This window comes from Paramagnetospirillum marisnigri, from assembly GCF_001650715.1.
Taxonomy (GTDB): domain Bacteria; phylum Pseudomonadota; class Alphaproteobacteria; order Rhodospirillales; family Magnetospirillaceae; genus Phaeospirillum; species Phaeospirillum marisnigri.
In genome coordinates this window covers 59,457-74,141 of the sequence record NZ_LWQT01000039.1, presented here as the reverse complement: position 1 = coordinate 74,141, position 14,685 = coordinate 59,457, and the positions used below count along the sequence as shown (strand labels likewise).

At 65.1% G+C, this 14,685-nt stretch carries 9 protein-coding genes and 1 tRNA gene; 3 read left to right on the top strand and 7 right to left on the bottom strand.

The annotated features are described in order from the left end of the window. Positions 1 to 141: 141 nt before the first annotated feature. Positions 142 to 1,692: a CYTH and CHAD domain-containing protein gene (locus A6A04_RS04035; RefSeq protein WP_068490158.1), complete on the top strand. Its 1,551-nt coding sequence runs from the start codon at positions 142 to 144 to the stop codon at positions 1,690 to 1,692. Here A6A04_RS04035 and A6A04_RS04030 read toward each other — a convergent pair whose 3' ends face one another. Together A6A04_RS04030 and A6A04_RS04025 are read right to left on the bottom strand one after the other, a co-directional pair. After that, positions 1,693 to 4,116, bottom strand: coding sequence for a sensor domain-containing protein (locus tag A6A04_RS04030; RefSeq protein ID WP_082914675.1), 2,424 nt, complete (start codon positions 4,114 to 4,116; stop codon positions 1,693 to 1,695). It abuts the gene before it with no gap. Between the two features lie 154 nt (positions 4,117 to 4,270). Beyond that, positions 4,271 to 4,447, bottom strand: a complete 177-nt coding sequence (locus A6A04_RS04025; protein WP_082914683.1) for a DUF4169 family protein — start codon at positions 4,445 to 4,447, stop codon at positions 4,271 to 4,273. Positions 4,448 to 4,557: 110 nt separating this feature from the next. On the opposite strand from A6A04_RS04025, the gene A6A04_RS04020 reads away from it, so the two are divergent. Together A6A04_RS04020 and A6A04_RS04015 are read left to right on the top strand one after the other, a co-directional pair. Continuing rightward, positions 4,558 to 4,634, top strand: a tRNA-Asp gene (locus A6A04_RS04020). 353 nt (positions 4,635 to 4,987) lie between these two features. After that, positions 4,988 to 6,271, top strand: a complete 1,284-nt coding sequence (locus tag A6A04_RS04015) for an ammonium transporter (RefSeq protein ID WP_068490152.1) — start codon at positions 4,988 to 4,990, stop codon at positions 6,269 to 6,271. Positions 6,272 to 6,396: 125 nt separating this feature from the next. On the opposite strand, the gene A6A04_RS04010 is transcribed toward A6A04_RS04015, so the two are convergent. The 5 genes from A6A04_RS04010 to A6A04_RS03990 are packed head-to-tail and all read right to left on the bottom strand — an operon-like array spanning position 6,397 to position 14,684. Continuing rightward, the gene (locus A6A04_RS04010) at positions 6,397 to 8,013 is read right to left on the bottom strand and encodes a hybrid sensor histidine kinase/response regulator (protein ID WP_068490149.1); all 1,617 of its coding nucleotides are present in this window, start codon (positions 8,011 to 8,013) and stop codon (positions 6,397 to 6,399) included. Further along, positions 8,010 to 9,716, bottom strand: coding sequence for a response regulator (locus A6A04_RS04005; RefSeq protein ID WP_082914674.1), 1,707 nt, complete (start codon positions 9,714 to 9,716; stop codon positions 8,010 to 8,012). Before A6A04_RS04005 ends, A6A04_RS04010 begins: the two co-directional genes overlap by 4 nt. Continuing rightward, positions 9,713 to 10,771 carry a chemotaxis protein CheB gene (locus A6A04_RS04000; RefSeq protein WP_068490148.1) on the bottom strand — a complete coding sequence of 353 codons (1,059 nt, stop codon included), beginning with the start codon at positions 10,769 to 10,771 and terminating at the stop codon, positions 9,713 to 9,715. Before A6A04_RS04000 ends, A6A04_RS04005 begins: the two co-directional genes overlap by 4 nt. Beyond that, positions 10,768 to 13,065 (bottom strand): hybrid sensor histidine kinase/response regulator, encoded by a 2,298-nt coding sequence (locus A6A04_RS03995; protein ID WP_082914673.1) that lies wholly within the window; start codon positions 13,063 to 13,065, stop codon positions 10,768 to 10,770. Before A6A04_RS03995 ends, A6A04_RS04000 begins: the two co-directional genes overlap by 4 nt. Further along, positions 13,062 to 14,684 carry a methyl-accepting chemotaxis protein gene (locus tag A6A04_RS03990; RefSeq protein WP_082914672.1) on the bottom strand — a complete coding sequence of 541 codons (1,623 nt, stop codon included), beginning with the start codon at positions 14,682 to 14,684 and terminating at the stop codon, positions 13,062 to 13,064. Before A6A04_RS03990 ends, A6A04_RS03995 begins: the two co-directional genes overlap by 4 nt. Between the last annotated feature and the right edge of the window lies 1 nt (position 14,685).

The window sequence follows — 14,685 nt, the reverse complement described above, 5'->3', positions numbered from 1 at the left end:
ATGACATGACCGGCGGACCACTGGCGACACTTTCATACCGGGTTATCATGCCCCGCAGAAAGTTCACACTTTACTAATGCCGTCGGAGATTGGCGTGGCCCGGCTTTGTCGCTATAATTCGGCTTCGCCCAGGGGAGCCTCATGGACGGCCAGGAAATCGAACTGAAGCTTGCGATAAGGCCGGAGGATCTGGCCAGTTCCGCGCTTCGCTCCTGTCTCCGGCTGCCTTCCGGCAGTCAGGCCCGGTGTCGGCACCTGGAGTCCACCTATTTCGATACCCCGGACATGGCCCTGGCCCAGGCCGGGATCGCCCTCAGGCTGAGGGTAACCGAAACCGGCCATGTCCAAACCGTCAAGACCGCCGGGTCCACCACCTCGGGCGGCTTGTTCACCCGCTCGGAATGGGAAGCGCCGCTGGAGCGCTTCGCCCTCGACCCCGAACATCTCAAATCCACCAGACTGCCCAGTTTCGACGATGACTCCCTGATCGCCCGGCTGGAGCCGGTGTTTTCCACCGCCATCGAGCGGGAGGTTCTCCATCTGTCCGATGGCGGCGAAGAGGCCGACTGGGAGATCGAGGTCGCCCTGGACCTGGGGCATGTCCGCGCCGGAGCCTTGAGCACCGATATCTGCGAGATCGAGCTGGAATTGCGCCGTGGCAAGCCGGAGCGTTTGTTCTCCCTGGCGCGACGGATCATGGAGACGGTTCCGGCGCGGCCATTGGTCGCCAGCAAGTCCGAGCGAGGCTATCGCCTGGCCATGGGGCGCCTGACCACGCCGCAAAAGGCGAAAGCCCCGACGCTGCATCCCGGCCTGACCGTGGCCGAGGCCTTCCAATCCATCGCCCGGTCCTGCCTGGACCATCTGCTGGTCAATGAACACTGCCTGCTGACCACCGGCCAGGGAGAGGCCATCCACCAGATGCGGGTGGCATTGCGCCGCCTGCGTTCGGCGGTGAAGGTCTTCCGCCCGGTCCTCGACTCCCCCCGGCTGGATGAGGTCAAGGCCGATCTGCGCTGGCTGCTGGCCCATCTCGGACCGGCCCGCGATGCCGAAGTTTTCCTGGCCGAAATCGTCGAACCGGTATTGGAACGCCATCCAGGCAATGACGGACTGGTCGCGCTGCGGCAGCACTGGCAAAGCGATCGCGATGCCAAGGTCGCGGCCGCCATGGAGGCGGTACAGAGCCGCCGCTTCGCCGCCCTGGTGCTGGGGCTGGGCGAATGGGTGGAAACCGGGGACTGGCTGGGGCGTCCCGATGCCCCGCGCAAACGCAAGCTGGACGCTCCCATCGCCGAATTCGCCATGCCGCGCCTGGGCAAGGCGGTGCGGCGACTGATCGCGGAAGCCCGGGATTCCCTCGGCCGCCTCAGCCCCGAGGAACAGCATCAGGTGCGCATCAACTGCAAGCAGGTGCGCTATGCCGGAGAGTTTTTCGCCTCGCTGGTGCCGCGCAAGCATATGAAGGTGTTCCTGGCGGAACTGGCCGAGTTGCAGGATGTGCTGGGGCAGTTGAACGACATCGCGGTCGCCGGCCCGAAGCTGAGCGGCAAGCACATGACCGGCCCCAAGGCCAAGGCCGCCGGACTGGTGGCGGGATGGCACCAGGCGCGGCGCCCGGCCCTGACCGCCGAGGCCGAGAAGGCCTGGAAACGCTGGCGGGCCTGCCCCCTGCCCTGGCAGGAAAATTGATCAGACGGAGAAGCCGCGCTCCAGCAGGGCCATCACCTCGGCTTCGGGTATCGGGCGGCTGAACAGATAGCCCTGCGCGATATCGCAGTTGATGGCGTCGAGATGGGCCAGTTGCTCGGTGGTTTCCACCCCCTCGGCGATGACCTTGAGCCCCAGGCCCGAGGCCATGGCGACAATGGTTTCCACCAGCACCTTGCGCTCCTGGCGTTCCAGCATGCCGACCATGAAGGAGCGGTCGATCTTCAAGGTATCGAAGGGATAGCGTTCCAGATAGCTGAGCGACGAATAGCCGGTGCCGAAATCGTCGATGGACAGGTGCACCCCCATATCGCCCAGGGCATGCAGCAGGACATCCACCTCGCCCCGCTCGGCCAGCAGCAGTCCCTCGGTGATTTCCAGCTCCAGATTGGCGGCTGGCAATTCGGTGGCACCCAGGGCCGCACGCACATCCCCCAGGAAACCGGCATCCTGGAATTGACGCGGCGAGACGTTGACGCAGACCCGCACATCGCCGAATCCGGCATCGACCCAGCGCCGTGCCGCCAGGCAGGCGGAATTCAGCACCATGCGCCCGATGGGAACGATCAGGCCGCTGGTCTCCGCCTGGGGAATGAAGCGGTCGGGCGGCATCGCCCCCAGCTCCGGGTTCTTCCATCGCAACAGGGCTTCCATGCCCAGTACCCGGCCGGTCCGGACTTCCACCAGCGGCTGGTAGTGCAGGAACAGCTGCTCGGTGCCCACGGCGCGGCGCAGCTCGCCCTCGATGCGAAGGCGGCTTTCGGCCTCCTCGTTCATGCGGGCGGTGAAGAAGCAATACCGGTTCCGCCCGCCCAGCTTGGCCTGGTACATGGCGGTATCGGCATTGCGCAGAAGGGTCTGGGGGGTGCGGCCGTCATCGGGATAGATGGCCAGCCCGATGCTGGCGGTGGCGATCAGGTCGCGGCGGCTGATCCCGAAGGGAGACGAGAATTCCTCGACAATGGCGGCCGCCACCACCTCGGCGGCGGCGGCTCCCTCGATATCGCCCATGATCACCAGGAATTCATCGCCGCCGAAACGCGCCACCATGGCCCCCGACCCGGCGGCGCGGCGCAGCCGCTCCGAGGCCAGGACCAGCAGCTCATCCCCATATTCATGGCCCAGGGAATCATTGATGGACTTGAACTCATCCAGGTCGACAAACAGCAACGCCACCTTGCGGTCGGCGTCGCGGGCGGTCTCGATGTCGTGGGACAAGCGGTCCAGGGCCTGGGTGCGGTTGGGCAGGTCGGTCAGGCCGTCGAACAAAGCCTGATGCTGCAGCCGACGCTCCTGTTCCTTGCGGACGGTGACGTCCTCCATGACGATCAGGAAATGGGTCGCGTCCTCGCCCGGAGTCGCCACCCGCGAGGCGCGGACCTGCAACCAGCTGGACGGGCCGCCCTTGGCCTGGGACTGAACCTCACCGCGCCAGTCGCCGCCGCCCGACAGGGTCCGCCACATCTCCTCGACCACGCCGCGTGCCTTGGCGGGAAACATTTGCACCAGCGGGCGCCCAACCACCGTCTCCACCGGATGGTGGGAAATCTCGGCATGGGCCGAGTTGACGTATTGCACCATTCCGGCGCCATCGACCACCATGACGCCCACCGGGCTCTGCTCCACCGCCTGCGACAGCAGCCGCACCGTCTCTTCCGCCTGCTTGCGTTGGGTCAGATCGCGGATGGAGGTGACCCGCACCGACTTCTCCCCCATCTTGCTGTGCTTGGAGTAGATCTCCATGGGGAAGATGCTGCCGTCCTTGCGCAGGCCGCGGACCTCGTAAGGGTCTTCGTATTGCAGCCGGACCATCTCCTTGGCGCGGGGAATGTCGCGGGGGTCGATGACATCCCAGGCCCACATGCTCAGGAATTCCTCGCGGGAATATCGGAACAGGGTCTCGAACGCCCGATTGAAGTCGATGATCTTGCCTTCGAAATGGATACAGATGGCCTCGGTGGCCACGTCGGAGAGCCGCCGGAAACGATCCTCGCTGTCCTCCAGGGTCTTGCGCGTCAGCCACAGATCGGTGATATCGCGCACCATGCCCTGGATACCGGCGAATTCCCCCGACGGCTTGGTGACGGCGCAGACGGAGATCAGGGACCAGATGGTGGCGCCGTCCTTGCGCCGCTGTTCCACCTCCATTTCCACCGCCGCGCCCTTGGCCTCCAGCGCCGCCTTCAGCAGGGCGACGCGATCATCGGGACGCACATAGAGCCGGTGCGCCGAGGTGCCGATAAGTTCATCGGCAGTGTAGCCCAGCAGTTTGGAGACATTGGGCGACAGCCAATCCAACCGGCCATCGGCGGAGGACCGGAAGAAGACATCATTCAGTCGCTCGAACAGAACAGGCAGCAAATCGGGAGGTGGAATGCAATCCCCTCCCCTTTTCGACGCACCCATCCTTTCCTCCCCGGACAAAGATGCGGTTGACCGCATTCTTCTTGAATATACAAATATATTAATCAAGCAACAATTCTACATCAATTCTTTGCCACGAAAAAGTCGATAACGGCCAGCATACGGAGGAGGCACACTTGCATACCTTTGAACGAATTTAATCTTCTAGCTTCTTGCCATCCAGGGCCTGGTCCAGCTTCTCCCTTGCCTTGCGAGCCTCGGTCTTTTCCACCTTGGTGCGGCCGAAGGCGACGCGATTGTCGGCCGCCCGCTCCTGCGCCTCGGCCTTGGCCCGCGCCTTCCGATAGCGATTGAGATTGATGATTTCAGGCACTTTCGCCTCCCGCCATTGCTCGCCCACAAAATAGTGCAAGCGCCACCCCGAAATCATCACGAATCACGCTTGCACAGGTGGGATGGGCCTGCTATATCCACGGCCCTCGCGCGGGTGTAGCTCAGTTGGTCAGAGCGCCGGCCTGTCACGCCGGAGGTCGCGGGTTCGAGCCCCGTCACTCGCGCCATTTCCTTCTTCAGGATTTGTCACCGCCCAGGACCGTAAGCCAGCAGGCTTGCGGTCCTCGGCGCTGTCTTTTCATGAAAGCACTGCGCCTAATTTTTAGGCTCGCCACATTTCTGCCCTCAGAATAATCAAAATATTTGCGTCAATCAGTGCGCAGATGATGATTGCTTGTTGTTTGAGCAGAACACTCACCCCCCAAGATGACATCTTGGGCATGTCAGTTGAAAACAAATCCAGAAGTCCTGCCAACCATCTGATTTGATGCCAGTCTTATGAATACGCCTTGGTGGCATGCAAATTGAACCCGGCGCCCCACCCTTTCACGGGCGGGTCAGGCAACGATCGAGGATGGATATGGAGACGGTTAGGACGGGCGCGGATGTACTCTTCATCCTGCTGGGGGCGATCATGGTTCTGGCCATGCATTCAGGCTTCGCCTTCCTGGAGGTGGGCACGGTTCGCAAGAAGAATCAGGTCAACGCGCTGGTGAAGATCCTGTCGGATTTCGCGGTCTCGACCATTGCCTATTTCTTCATCGGCTACTCGGTCGCCTACGGAACCAGCTTCCTGGTAGGGGCCGACGTCCTGGTGGGCAAGAGCGGCACCGGCTTTGCCGTCCAGGGCTATGACCTGGTCAAGTTCTTCTTCCTGGCCACCTTCGCCGCCGCCATTCCCGCCATCGTGTCGGGCGGCATCGCCGAACGGGCCAAATTCGGCACCCAGTTGATGGCCACCGCCATCCTGGTGGGCCTGGTCTATCCCACCTTCGAAGGCATGGTCTGGGGCAGCAAGTTCGGCTTCCAGGACATGATGAAGGGACTGTTCGGCGTCGGCTTCCACGACTTCGCCGGATCGGTGGTGGTTCACGCGGTGGGCGGCTGGATCGGTCTGGCGGCGGTGCTGATGCTGGGCGCCCGTCTGGGGCGCTATCGCCGCGACGGCCGACTGGTCGCCATACCGCCGTCCAATATTCCGTTCCTGGCCCTGGGAGCCTGGATCTTGTCGGTGGGCTGGTTCGGCTTCAACGTCATGAGCGCCCAGGTGGTGGCCGATATTTCCGGCCTGGTGGCCATCAACTCGCTGATGGCCATGGTCGGCGGCATCGTCACCAGCCTGCTGGTGGGACGCAACGATCCCGGCTTCGTCCATAACGGCGCCCTGGCCGGTCTGGTGGCGGTCTGCGCCGGCTCCGACGTCATGCATCCCATCGGCGCCCTGGCCACCGGGGCCGTGGCGGGCGGCATGTTCGTCTGGCTGTTCAACCAGTGCCAGATCCGCTGGAAGATCGACGACGTGCTGGGTGTCTGGGCGTTGCACGGCATGTGCGGCCTGATGGGCGGCATTGCCTGCGGCGTGTTCGGGCAAGAGTCCCTGGGCGGACTGGGCGGTGTCAGCCTGGGCGCCCAGATCACCGGCACCCTGGGCGGCGCCGCCTTCGGCTTGGTGGGCGGACTGGCGGTCTATGGCGGGCTGAAGGCGGCCTTCGGCATCCGCCTGTCCGACGAGGAGGAATTCGCCGGGGCCGACCTGTCCATTCACCAGATCGGGGCCTATCCCGAGGACGCCATCAGCGTCCACGACGATGGATTGGCCATGTCGGTGCACGCCTCCAACGCGGCGGCCAAGCGCTCGGCCTGAGAAGTGCGGGGACTCCGACGAGCCGATGCGTCATCGGCGAGGAGTTGCGGGCGAGGTCCGGCGCGCCGCATGGCGCGAGAGGCAAGGGGGGGGGGCGGAGCCCCCCGCCCGCCGATTGAGGGGACCTATATGACCGTCCGGGTGGCGGGGAAGATCACCGTCACCCGGGTTCCCCGCCCCGGCTCGCTGTCCAGCGCCAAGCTGCCGCCGTGCAGTTCGGCGAAGCCCTTGGCCAGCGGCAGTCCCAGACCTGTTCCTTCATGCTTGGGACTGATGGTGTTTTCCGCCTGCCCGAAAGGCTGCAGCACCATACTGAGATCCTCGGGGGCGATACCGACGCCGTCATCCTCCACCACCACCACGACTCCGCCATCGCGCAAGCTGGCCGCAACGCGGATATGGCCGTTTTCGGGAGTGAACTTGGCGGCATTGGAGACCAGATTGAGCAATATCTGCTTGATCAGCCGGGCATCGCCGCGCAAGCGGGGCAGGCCATCGGGAACATCGCTGTCGAGGGTCTGACGCTTGCCCAGAACCACATGCTCGATCAGGCGGCGAACCGAACGCACCGCATCGGCCAGATCAACGTCGCTTTCCCGCAGCACCACCTTGCCGACCTCGACCCGGGACACATCCAGGATGTCGCTGATCACCCGCAGCAGATGCTGGGCCGATTCGGTGATATTGTCCAAGAAACCGCCATACCGTTCCTGGGCGGGCGGGTCCATGATGCTGGCGGCCAGCTCCGAGAAGCCGAGGATGGCGTTGAGCGGCGTGCGCAGCTCGTGGCTCATATTGGCGAGGAAGATGGTCTTGGCCCGGTTGGCGGTCTCGGCCGCCTCGCGCGCCGCCTGGGCCTGGGCCTCGGCATCGGCGCGGCGACGGACTTCCTGCTGCAGCCACAAGGTGCGCTCGTCCACCGCCTCCTGCAGCCGGTCGCGGGCGTGGCGCAGATAGTCTTCCGCTTCCTTGCGAAGGGTGACGTCACGCGCCACCGCCACCAGACCGGTGACGATGCCGTCTTGCCAGATGGGCGCCTTGGTGACCGAGAACCAGCGGCTTTCCCCTTGGGAATCCGCCACCTCCTCCAACTGGTCCGTGACCGGAAGCCCGGTCTCGATCACGCCGCGCTCCTCCGCCTCGACCCGTGACGCCCGATCAGGCGGAAGCAGCTCGCCCAGTCGCATGCCGACGATATCCTGGGGATCGGCCGCCCCCAGCATGGCCGCCGCCGCCCGGTTGAGCCGGGTGAAGGTCAGGGTGCGGTCCTTGAAGGAAATGGCGTCGGGAATATTGCCCATCAGCGAGCGCAACAGATTGCGTTCCTGATCCAGGCTGCGTCCCAGCCGCCAGCGGTCGGCGGCGGCGCGGACCACCACCTTCAGCTCCAGGGGGTTCCACGGCTTGGACAGATAGGCGTGAATCTGGCCGAGATTGACCGCCGTCACCAGGGCGTCCAGGTCGGAATAGCCGGTGACCAGCACCCTTGTGGCCTCGGAGAGCGAGCGGGCACGACCCAGGAACTCGGCTCCGGTCATGCCGGGCATGCGCTGGTCCGACAAGATCACCGCCACATCGGCGCGTTCCAGGATTTCCAGGGCCGCGGCCCCATCGGAGGCGGTCCAGACCCGGAATTCCGGATCCAGCAGATCGCTGATGGCGGTCAGGATCTGAGGCTCGTCGTCAACGACCAGAACCCCCAGCCTGCGATCTCCCACCGACGCCCCCACGGCGCTGGTCATGTCTCCGATCCCCCCCTGAGGTCGAGCGGAACCAGGATGCGAACGCTGGTCCCGGCACCCGGCGTACTGGACACCTCGATCCGCCCCCGATGATGAGTGATGATACCGTAGGAAATGGAAAGACCAAGCCCCGTTCCCTGCCCCACCGGCTTGGTGGTGAAAAACGGATCGAAGATGCGCTCGAGGTGTTCGGGCTGGATACCGCAACCGGTATCGGCAACGGTAATCATGAACATGCCGCCGTCACGGCCGGTGGTGATGGTGATGGTCCCCTTATCGGCAATGGCGTCCACCGCGTTGGCCACCACGTTCATCAGGACCTGATTGAGCTGCCCGGCATAGCAGGCCAGCATGTTGTCGCGTTGGTAATGACGTTCGATCGCGATGCGGTCGGTGGTCTTGTGCCGCAGGAACAGCAGGACCGATTCCAGGGCATCGCGCACGTCGATGGATTTGAACTCGCCCTGGTCCAGGCGGGAGAAGGTCCGCAGCTTGACCACCAGTTCCCGCACCCGTTCCAGCCCCTGGCCGGTATCGAGGATACGCCTGCGCGACTTCTCCAGCAGGGCGGCATGCTCCGCGGACAGGGCGCCACTGTCCCCCAGGACCGAGGTCAGCCAGCCCTCGATGGAGAAGACATTGGACAGGGCGAAAGACAGCGGGTTGTTGATCTCATGGGCGATACCGGCCACCAACTGACCCAGCGACGCCATCTTCTCCGACTGGATCAGATGGACCTGGGTCTCGCGCAGCCTGGCATTGGCCTCTTCCAGCTCCCGATTGGCCTTGGCCAATCCCTCGGCAAGGGCGGCGCGGGCCTCGGCCGCCTCCTTCTCCGCCTTGGCGCGCAGGGTTTCCATCTCGCGCAGGCGGATTACATCCAATATCCGCTGGTTCTGCTCCAGCAGGAATTTGCGCCGCAACAAGGCCCGCAGGCGGGCGCGCAACACGCTCATCCCGGTGGATTTGCCGACAAAGTCGTCGGCACCGGCCTCGAGGGCGCGGGCAACATTCTCCTTGGTCTCGTATGCCGAGAGCATGAGCACCACCAGCGGCGCCGCGTCGTCGCTGCGCCGCGCCGCCAGCTCCTTGCACACGGCGATACCGTCCATGCCGGGCATCACCATGTCGACCATGACGCAGTCATAGTCGCCGCGCCCGAGTTCGACCAAGCCTTCGGGGCCGGACGGCGCGATCACCACGTCGCAGCCTTCGTCGGTCAGTTCCTGGGCCAGGCTCTGGCGATAGGTGTTGCTGTCGTCGATCACCAGGACCCGCGACCGCCGGAACAAGGAGCGCCCGACCTCGACACCCACCGCCTGGTGACGTGACTTGCGCAACAGGTTGTGGACGCGCAGCAGCAGGATTTCCGGGTCCTCGGACTTGGCGACGAAATCATCGGCGCCACTCTCCAGGCCATGCAGTTCGACCGCCGAGGTGTCATCGGAGGTCAGCATAAGCAGCGGAATCCCCCGGGTGGTGATATCCATATGGATCTGGCGGCACAACTCGTCGCCCTGGATACCCGGCAGGTGGTAATCGACGATGATCAGACTGGGAAGCCGGGTATTGATCAGCTCCAGCGCCTCCTCGCCCGAGGCGGCGATCACCGACTGGAACCCTTCCTGTTCCAGGGCGAACTGGAGGCGGATGGCCTGGGTGACCGAATCCTCCACGATCATGATCAACCGTTGATCGGTCACACCCCTCCTCCGACATTGGCAAGATCGCGCAGCCGGGGGGCGATGGCGGGAAGCGGCAGCATCTCACGCACCGCACCCAGCTTGAAGGCGGCCGAGGGCATGCCGAACACCACACAGGTCGAGGCATCCTCGCCCACGGTATAGCCCCCGGCCTGACGCATTTCGGCCAGCCCGTCCGCTCCGTCATTACCCATGCCGGTCAGCACCACGCCGATCCCCTGGCGCCCAAGTTCGCGGGCCAGCGAACGGAACAGCACGGTGCCCGATGGCTTCTGGCCGCTGACGGCCGGTCCGTCCTGGATGGCGAGGCGCCCATGGATCAGCGCCAGATGGCGGTCCACCGGGGCGACATAGATATGGCCCGGCAGCGGCAATTCATCTTCCTGGCCGATATGGACCTGGAACGGCGTCGCTCCCGACAGCCAGGACACGAATCCCTCGAGGAAGCTCGAGGTGATGTGCTGCACCAGCAAGATGGGCAGCGGATAGCCATCCCCCAGCCCGCACAGCACCTGGACCAGGGCCTGCGGCCCACCGGTTGAGGCGCACAGTCCGACCATGGAATAGCTGCCGGGGCGGAAGTTGGGGGCCTGCGGCACTTCCACGCTGCCGAAGCGCAAGCCGCGATCGATACCTTGGCGCACCACCTTGACCTGGCTCATGATGGCCAACTGGGTGCACAGCTTTCCCGCCATGGCTTCGAAGGCCACATTGGTGACGCCCACCGGCTTTTCCACCACCGACAGCGCCCCGGCGCGCAGCGCGTTCATGGCGATGTTCAACTCATCGTCATCCACCTGGGCCGCCACCACCACGATGGGAGTCGGCCGCTTGGCCATGATCTGCAGCGTGGCGTCCAACCCGTTCATGCCGGGAAGGCGGATATCCAGCGAGATCACGTCCGGGCTGGTGGTCTCGAGCAATTCAAGGCATTTCTCGGCGCTGTCCACCGCCGCCAGAATCTCGAAGCGGGCATCCGAGCCGATGATGTGCTTGAGCAACTCGCGCACCACCAGGGAGTCCTCGACGATCAGGACGCGGATTTTCCGTTTCATAGGAACTGTCCTATGGTTTCCAGCAGTTCCTTCTGGTCGAACTTGCGCTTGACCACATAGGCATCGGCTCCCAGGGCCAGACCGCGTTCGCGGTCCTCGCGCGCTTCCAGCGAGCTGACCAGGATCAGCGGTATGGATTTCAGGACCGGATCGGCCTTGATGGCCTGCAGCAAACCGAAGCCATCCAGGCGTGGCATCTGGATATCGGAAATGATCAGGTCAATTTGCTCGGCGCGCAGACGGCCCAGCGCCTCCAGCCCGTCGAAGGCCAGACGCACCTGATAGCCGTGGGCCTCCAGGATGCTCTTTTCCAGGGTACGGGTGGTCAAGGAGTCGTCCACCACCAGGATCACCGGCACCCGGCGTTCCACCGGCTTCTCCACCGTGGTCAGGACCCGGATGCTGCCGGATTTGCGGAAGGTCTCGACAATTTCAAACGGATTGAGCACCAGGGCGATGCGGCCGTCCTCCATCAGCATGCCGCCCGCCACCATGGTGCCGCGCACGCCGGGAACCCCGATATCCTTCACCAGCCCCTCGCGGATGGACAGGAAGGAATCCACCGCGATGGCGACCCGGCGGTCGCCATTCTGCAACACCACCAACGGCACCACGTTGCGGGTCACCTTGACCGAGCTTTCGCCCAGGGCCAGCAGATGGGCCAAGGACAGCAGCGGCAACTGGCGGCCGCCGAGATAGACCACCGACTTGCCTTCCACCGTCCCCACATCCTCGGCCTTGACCCGGTACAGGCGGTCGACGCCCTCGGTGGGCAGGGCATAGACATGGCCCTGGCATTCCACCAGGAACAGCCGCTGGGTCGACACCGACAGCGGCACCGACAGGCGGAAGCAGGTTCCGGCCGGTTGGCGGCGGCGCACCTCGACGGTGCCGTTCATCATGGCGGCAGCCTCGCGCACCACCGAAAGGCCCATGCCGCGCCCGGCCAGATCGTCCACCTGCCGGGCGGTGGAAAAACCGGGATCGAAGATCAGATCCAGCAGCGCCTCGCGCTCCAGTCCGGCCGCCTCGTCCTCGGACAAGGCGCCGCGTTCCACCGCCTTGGCGCGGATGGCCTGGTAATCGACTCCATGGCCGTCATCCTCCACCAGCACCGCCAGCCGCCCGTCGGACACGTCGAAGCGCAGCGAAATGGTGGCCACGGGCGGCTTGCCCGCCGCCACCCGTTCCTCGGGCGGCTCGACGCCGTGGGAGAGCGCGTTGCGCAGCAGGTGCATCACCGGGTCCTTCAGCCCCTGAAGCACCATGCGGTCGGCCTCCACATCCAGGCCTGCCACCTGGACCTCCACCTGCTTGCCGGCATCGCGGGCAATGTCTCGCACCATCTTGCGGAAGCCACCGAAAATGCTGTCGGCGGGAACCATGCGGACCTGACGGACTTCCTGCTGCAACTCGCCGCCCAACTGGCGCAAGGTCCAGCCGGTACGCTGCTGCAGTCGCCGCCCGTGCCGCGTCTCCGCCACCAGGGCGCGCAGGGACTGCTCCAGGGACTCGAACTGCCTGTCCAACTGGCTGGAACGTTCGTGATCCACCGCCTGGCGCACCAGGGCGGAAGCCACCTTGCGCACCCGGCGCCATTGCTTGTCGAAATCGCCCAGGCTGCGGTCGATATCCAGCAGCATGCCGGTGAGCTGGCGCTGGATCATGGTTTCGGTGACCAGCTCGTTGGTGGTGCGCAGCAGCCGGTCGAGATGCTGGGCCCGCACCCGCACCGTCTCCTCGGCGCGAAGCGGCGCCGTCACCCGTTCCGTATCCTCGGCAGCGGCAGGCTGGGGCTCTGGCGGCGGCGAGGGCACGGCGGCGGCGAGGGCGGCGGGAACGGGCGGTGGCGGTGGCGGTGGCGGTGGTGGTGGCGATGGTGATGATGGTGAAGGCTGGAGTGGGCGACCGGCCAGCACATGGTCCAGTTCGGCCATGGCGGCGTCCATGTCCGGCAGGGTTTCGCCCGCGCTGTTGGCCGAGACCCAATCCTCCACCGCGTCCAGCACCCGCCCGATCAGGGCGGCCAAGGCGGGGTCCAGCTTGATGTCGCCGCTGCGGATACGGGCGAACAGGGTTTCCAGCCGATGGGCCAGTTGCTCGATGGGCGGCAGGTCGACGGCGCGGGCGGCGCCCTTCAGCGAATGGGCGCGACGGAAGGTCTCATCCAGTTGCGCGATACCACTGCCTTCCGTGCGCCGGGCAAGTTCGTCCAGCAGCCCACGGATGGCTTCCAGGTGTTCGCGGTACTCGATGTGAAAGGCTTCGAGAAGCCTTTCGCGGATGCCCTTCACAGCCGGTATTTCTCCAAGGTCCGGGCCAGGTTCTGGCCGAGATGGCTGAGATCGAGCGAGGCCTTCTCAAGCTGGGCGGTGGTCAGCGCCGTCTGCTGGCTGGCCTGGCGGATTTCATGCAGGGCCTGGGTCACCTGTTCCAGGCCGATCTGCTGCTGGTTGGTGGCGCCGACGATCTGCTGGAAGGCGTGGACGCTTTCCTGGATGTTGTCGGACATCTGGCGGATGACATGTTCCGACTGGGTGGTACGCTCGCGCCCCGCCTCGACCCTTTTCAGCGCCTCCTCGGTCAGCATCACCGAGGTGTTGATGCCCTTCTGGGTCTGTTCCAGGATGCCGCGCACCTGGGCCGTGGCCTCCTTGGCCTGATCTGCCAGATTCTTGATCTCGCCCGCCACCACCGAGAAGCGACGGCCCTGTTCGCGGGCATCGGCGGCCTCGATGGCGGCATTCAGGGCCACCAGATTGGACTGCTCGGCGATCTCGTTGACGGTGGCGATGATCTCGCCCACCGCCTGGGTGCGCTCGGACAGGGTGATGATGTTCTCGGCCACCGTCTCGGTCTGCTCGCGGATGGCCTCCATGCCCACCGAGGCGTCGCGCACCGCCTGCAGGCCGGTGGTGCCGGAACTGGCCACCGCCTCGGCGGTGCCCGCCACCTGACGCGACCGCTCCGCCACCTGCTTGCCCGACAGGCTGATTTCCTCGACGGTGGTGGTGATCTCCTGCACCGCCGCCGCCTGCTGCTTGGTGCCCGCCGCCTGTTCCTGGGCCGAGGACAGGATGGCGGCGGCGGCGGCGATCAGCGAATCGCAGGCCGAGCGGGCCTGGGACGCCACATCGCGCTGGCTGGCCACCATTTCATTGAACGAGGATTGCAACAGGCCGATCTCGTCGGACGAATGCACATCCAGGGCCTCGATCCGCAGGTCGCCCTCGGCCACCTTGCGCGCCGCCTCGGAGCAGGCCTCCAGCGGCTCGGCGATCTGGCGGCCGATCAGGCGGCTGATGACCATGGCCAGAAAACCGATAATCGCGCCGATCGCCACCTGCAGCCAGATCATGGACTGGATCGACGACCAGGCGTGGTAGCTGAGCATCTTCACCGCGCCTTCGGCGGCGTCGCTGACCTGGCTTTGGGCGGCCAGCAGGTCCTTCATCTTGTCGGCCCGGCGGCCATCACCGCTGGTGCTGGCGAGAAATGCGGTCGCCGCCTGCTCATACAGTCGCAACGCCACGGCCTGTTCCGCCAGTTTGGCGCGGATCTCGGCATTGGGTGCTGGCGGCAGGTCCACCTTGGCGCCGGTATCCAGATTGACGATGATCTCGCCGCCTTCCATCAAGGCCGCCAGGGAATCCCGCATCACCCGCAAGGTCGCCAGATGGTCCACCGCCACGCCACCGGCCACCAGCAGCACCTCCTTGCCGAATTTCTGCGACAGCATGCGCTGGCGCCCGGCCATGTCGGTGATCTGGGAATACTGCGACTGGTTGCGCAGCACCATGACGTTGAAGACGATCAGTCCGGCCAGGACCAGGGTGAAGGCGACCGATACCGTCGAGAACTTGCGGCGCAGCTTCATGGTGGTCCACAGGGAGTGTCGGTTTGCGTTGGTCATG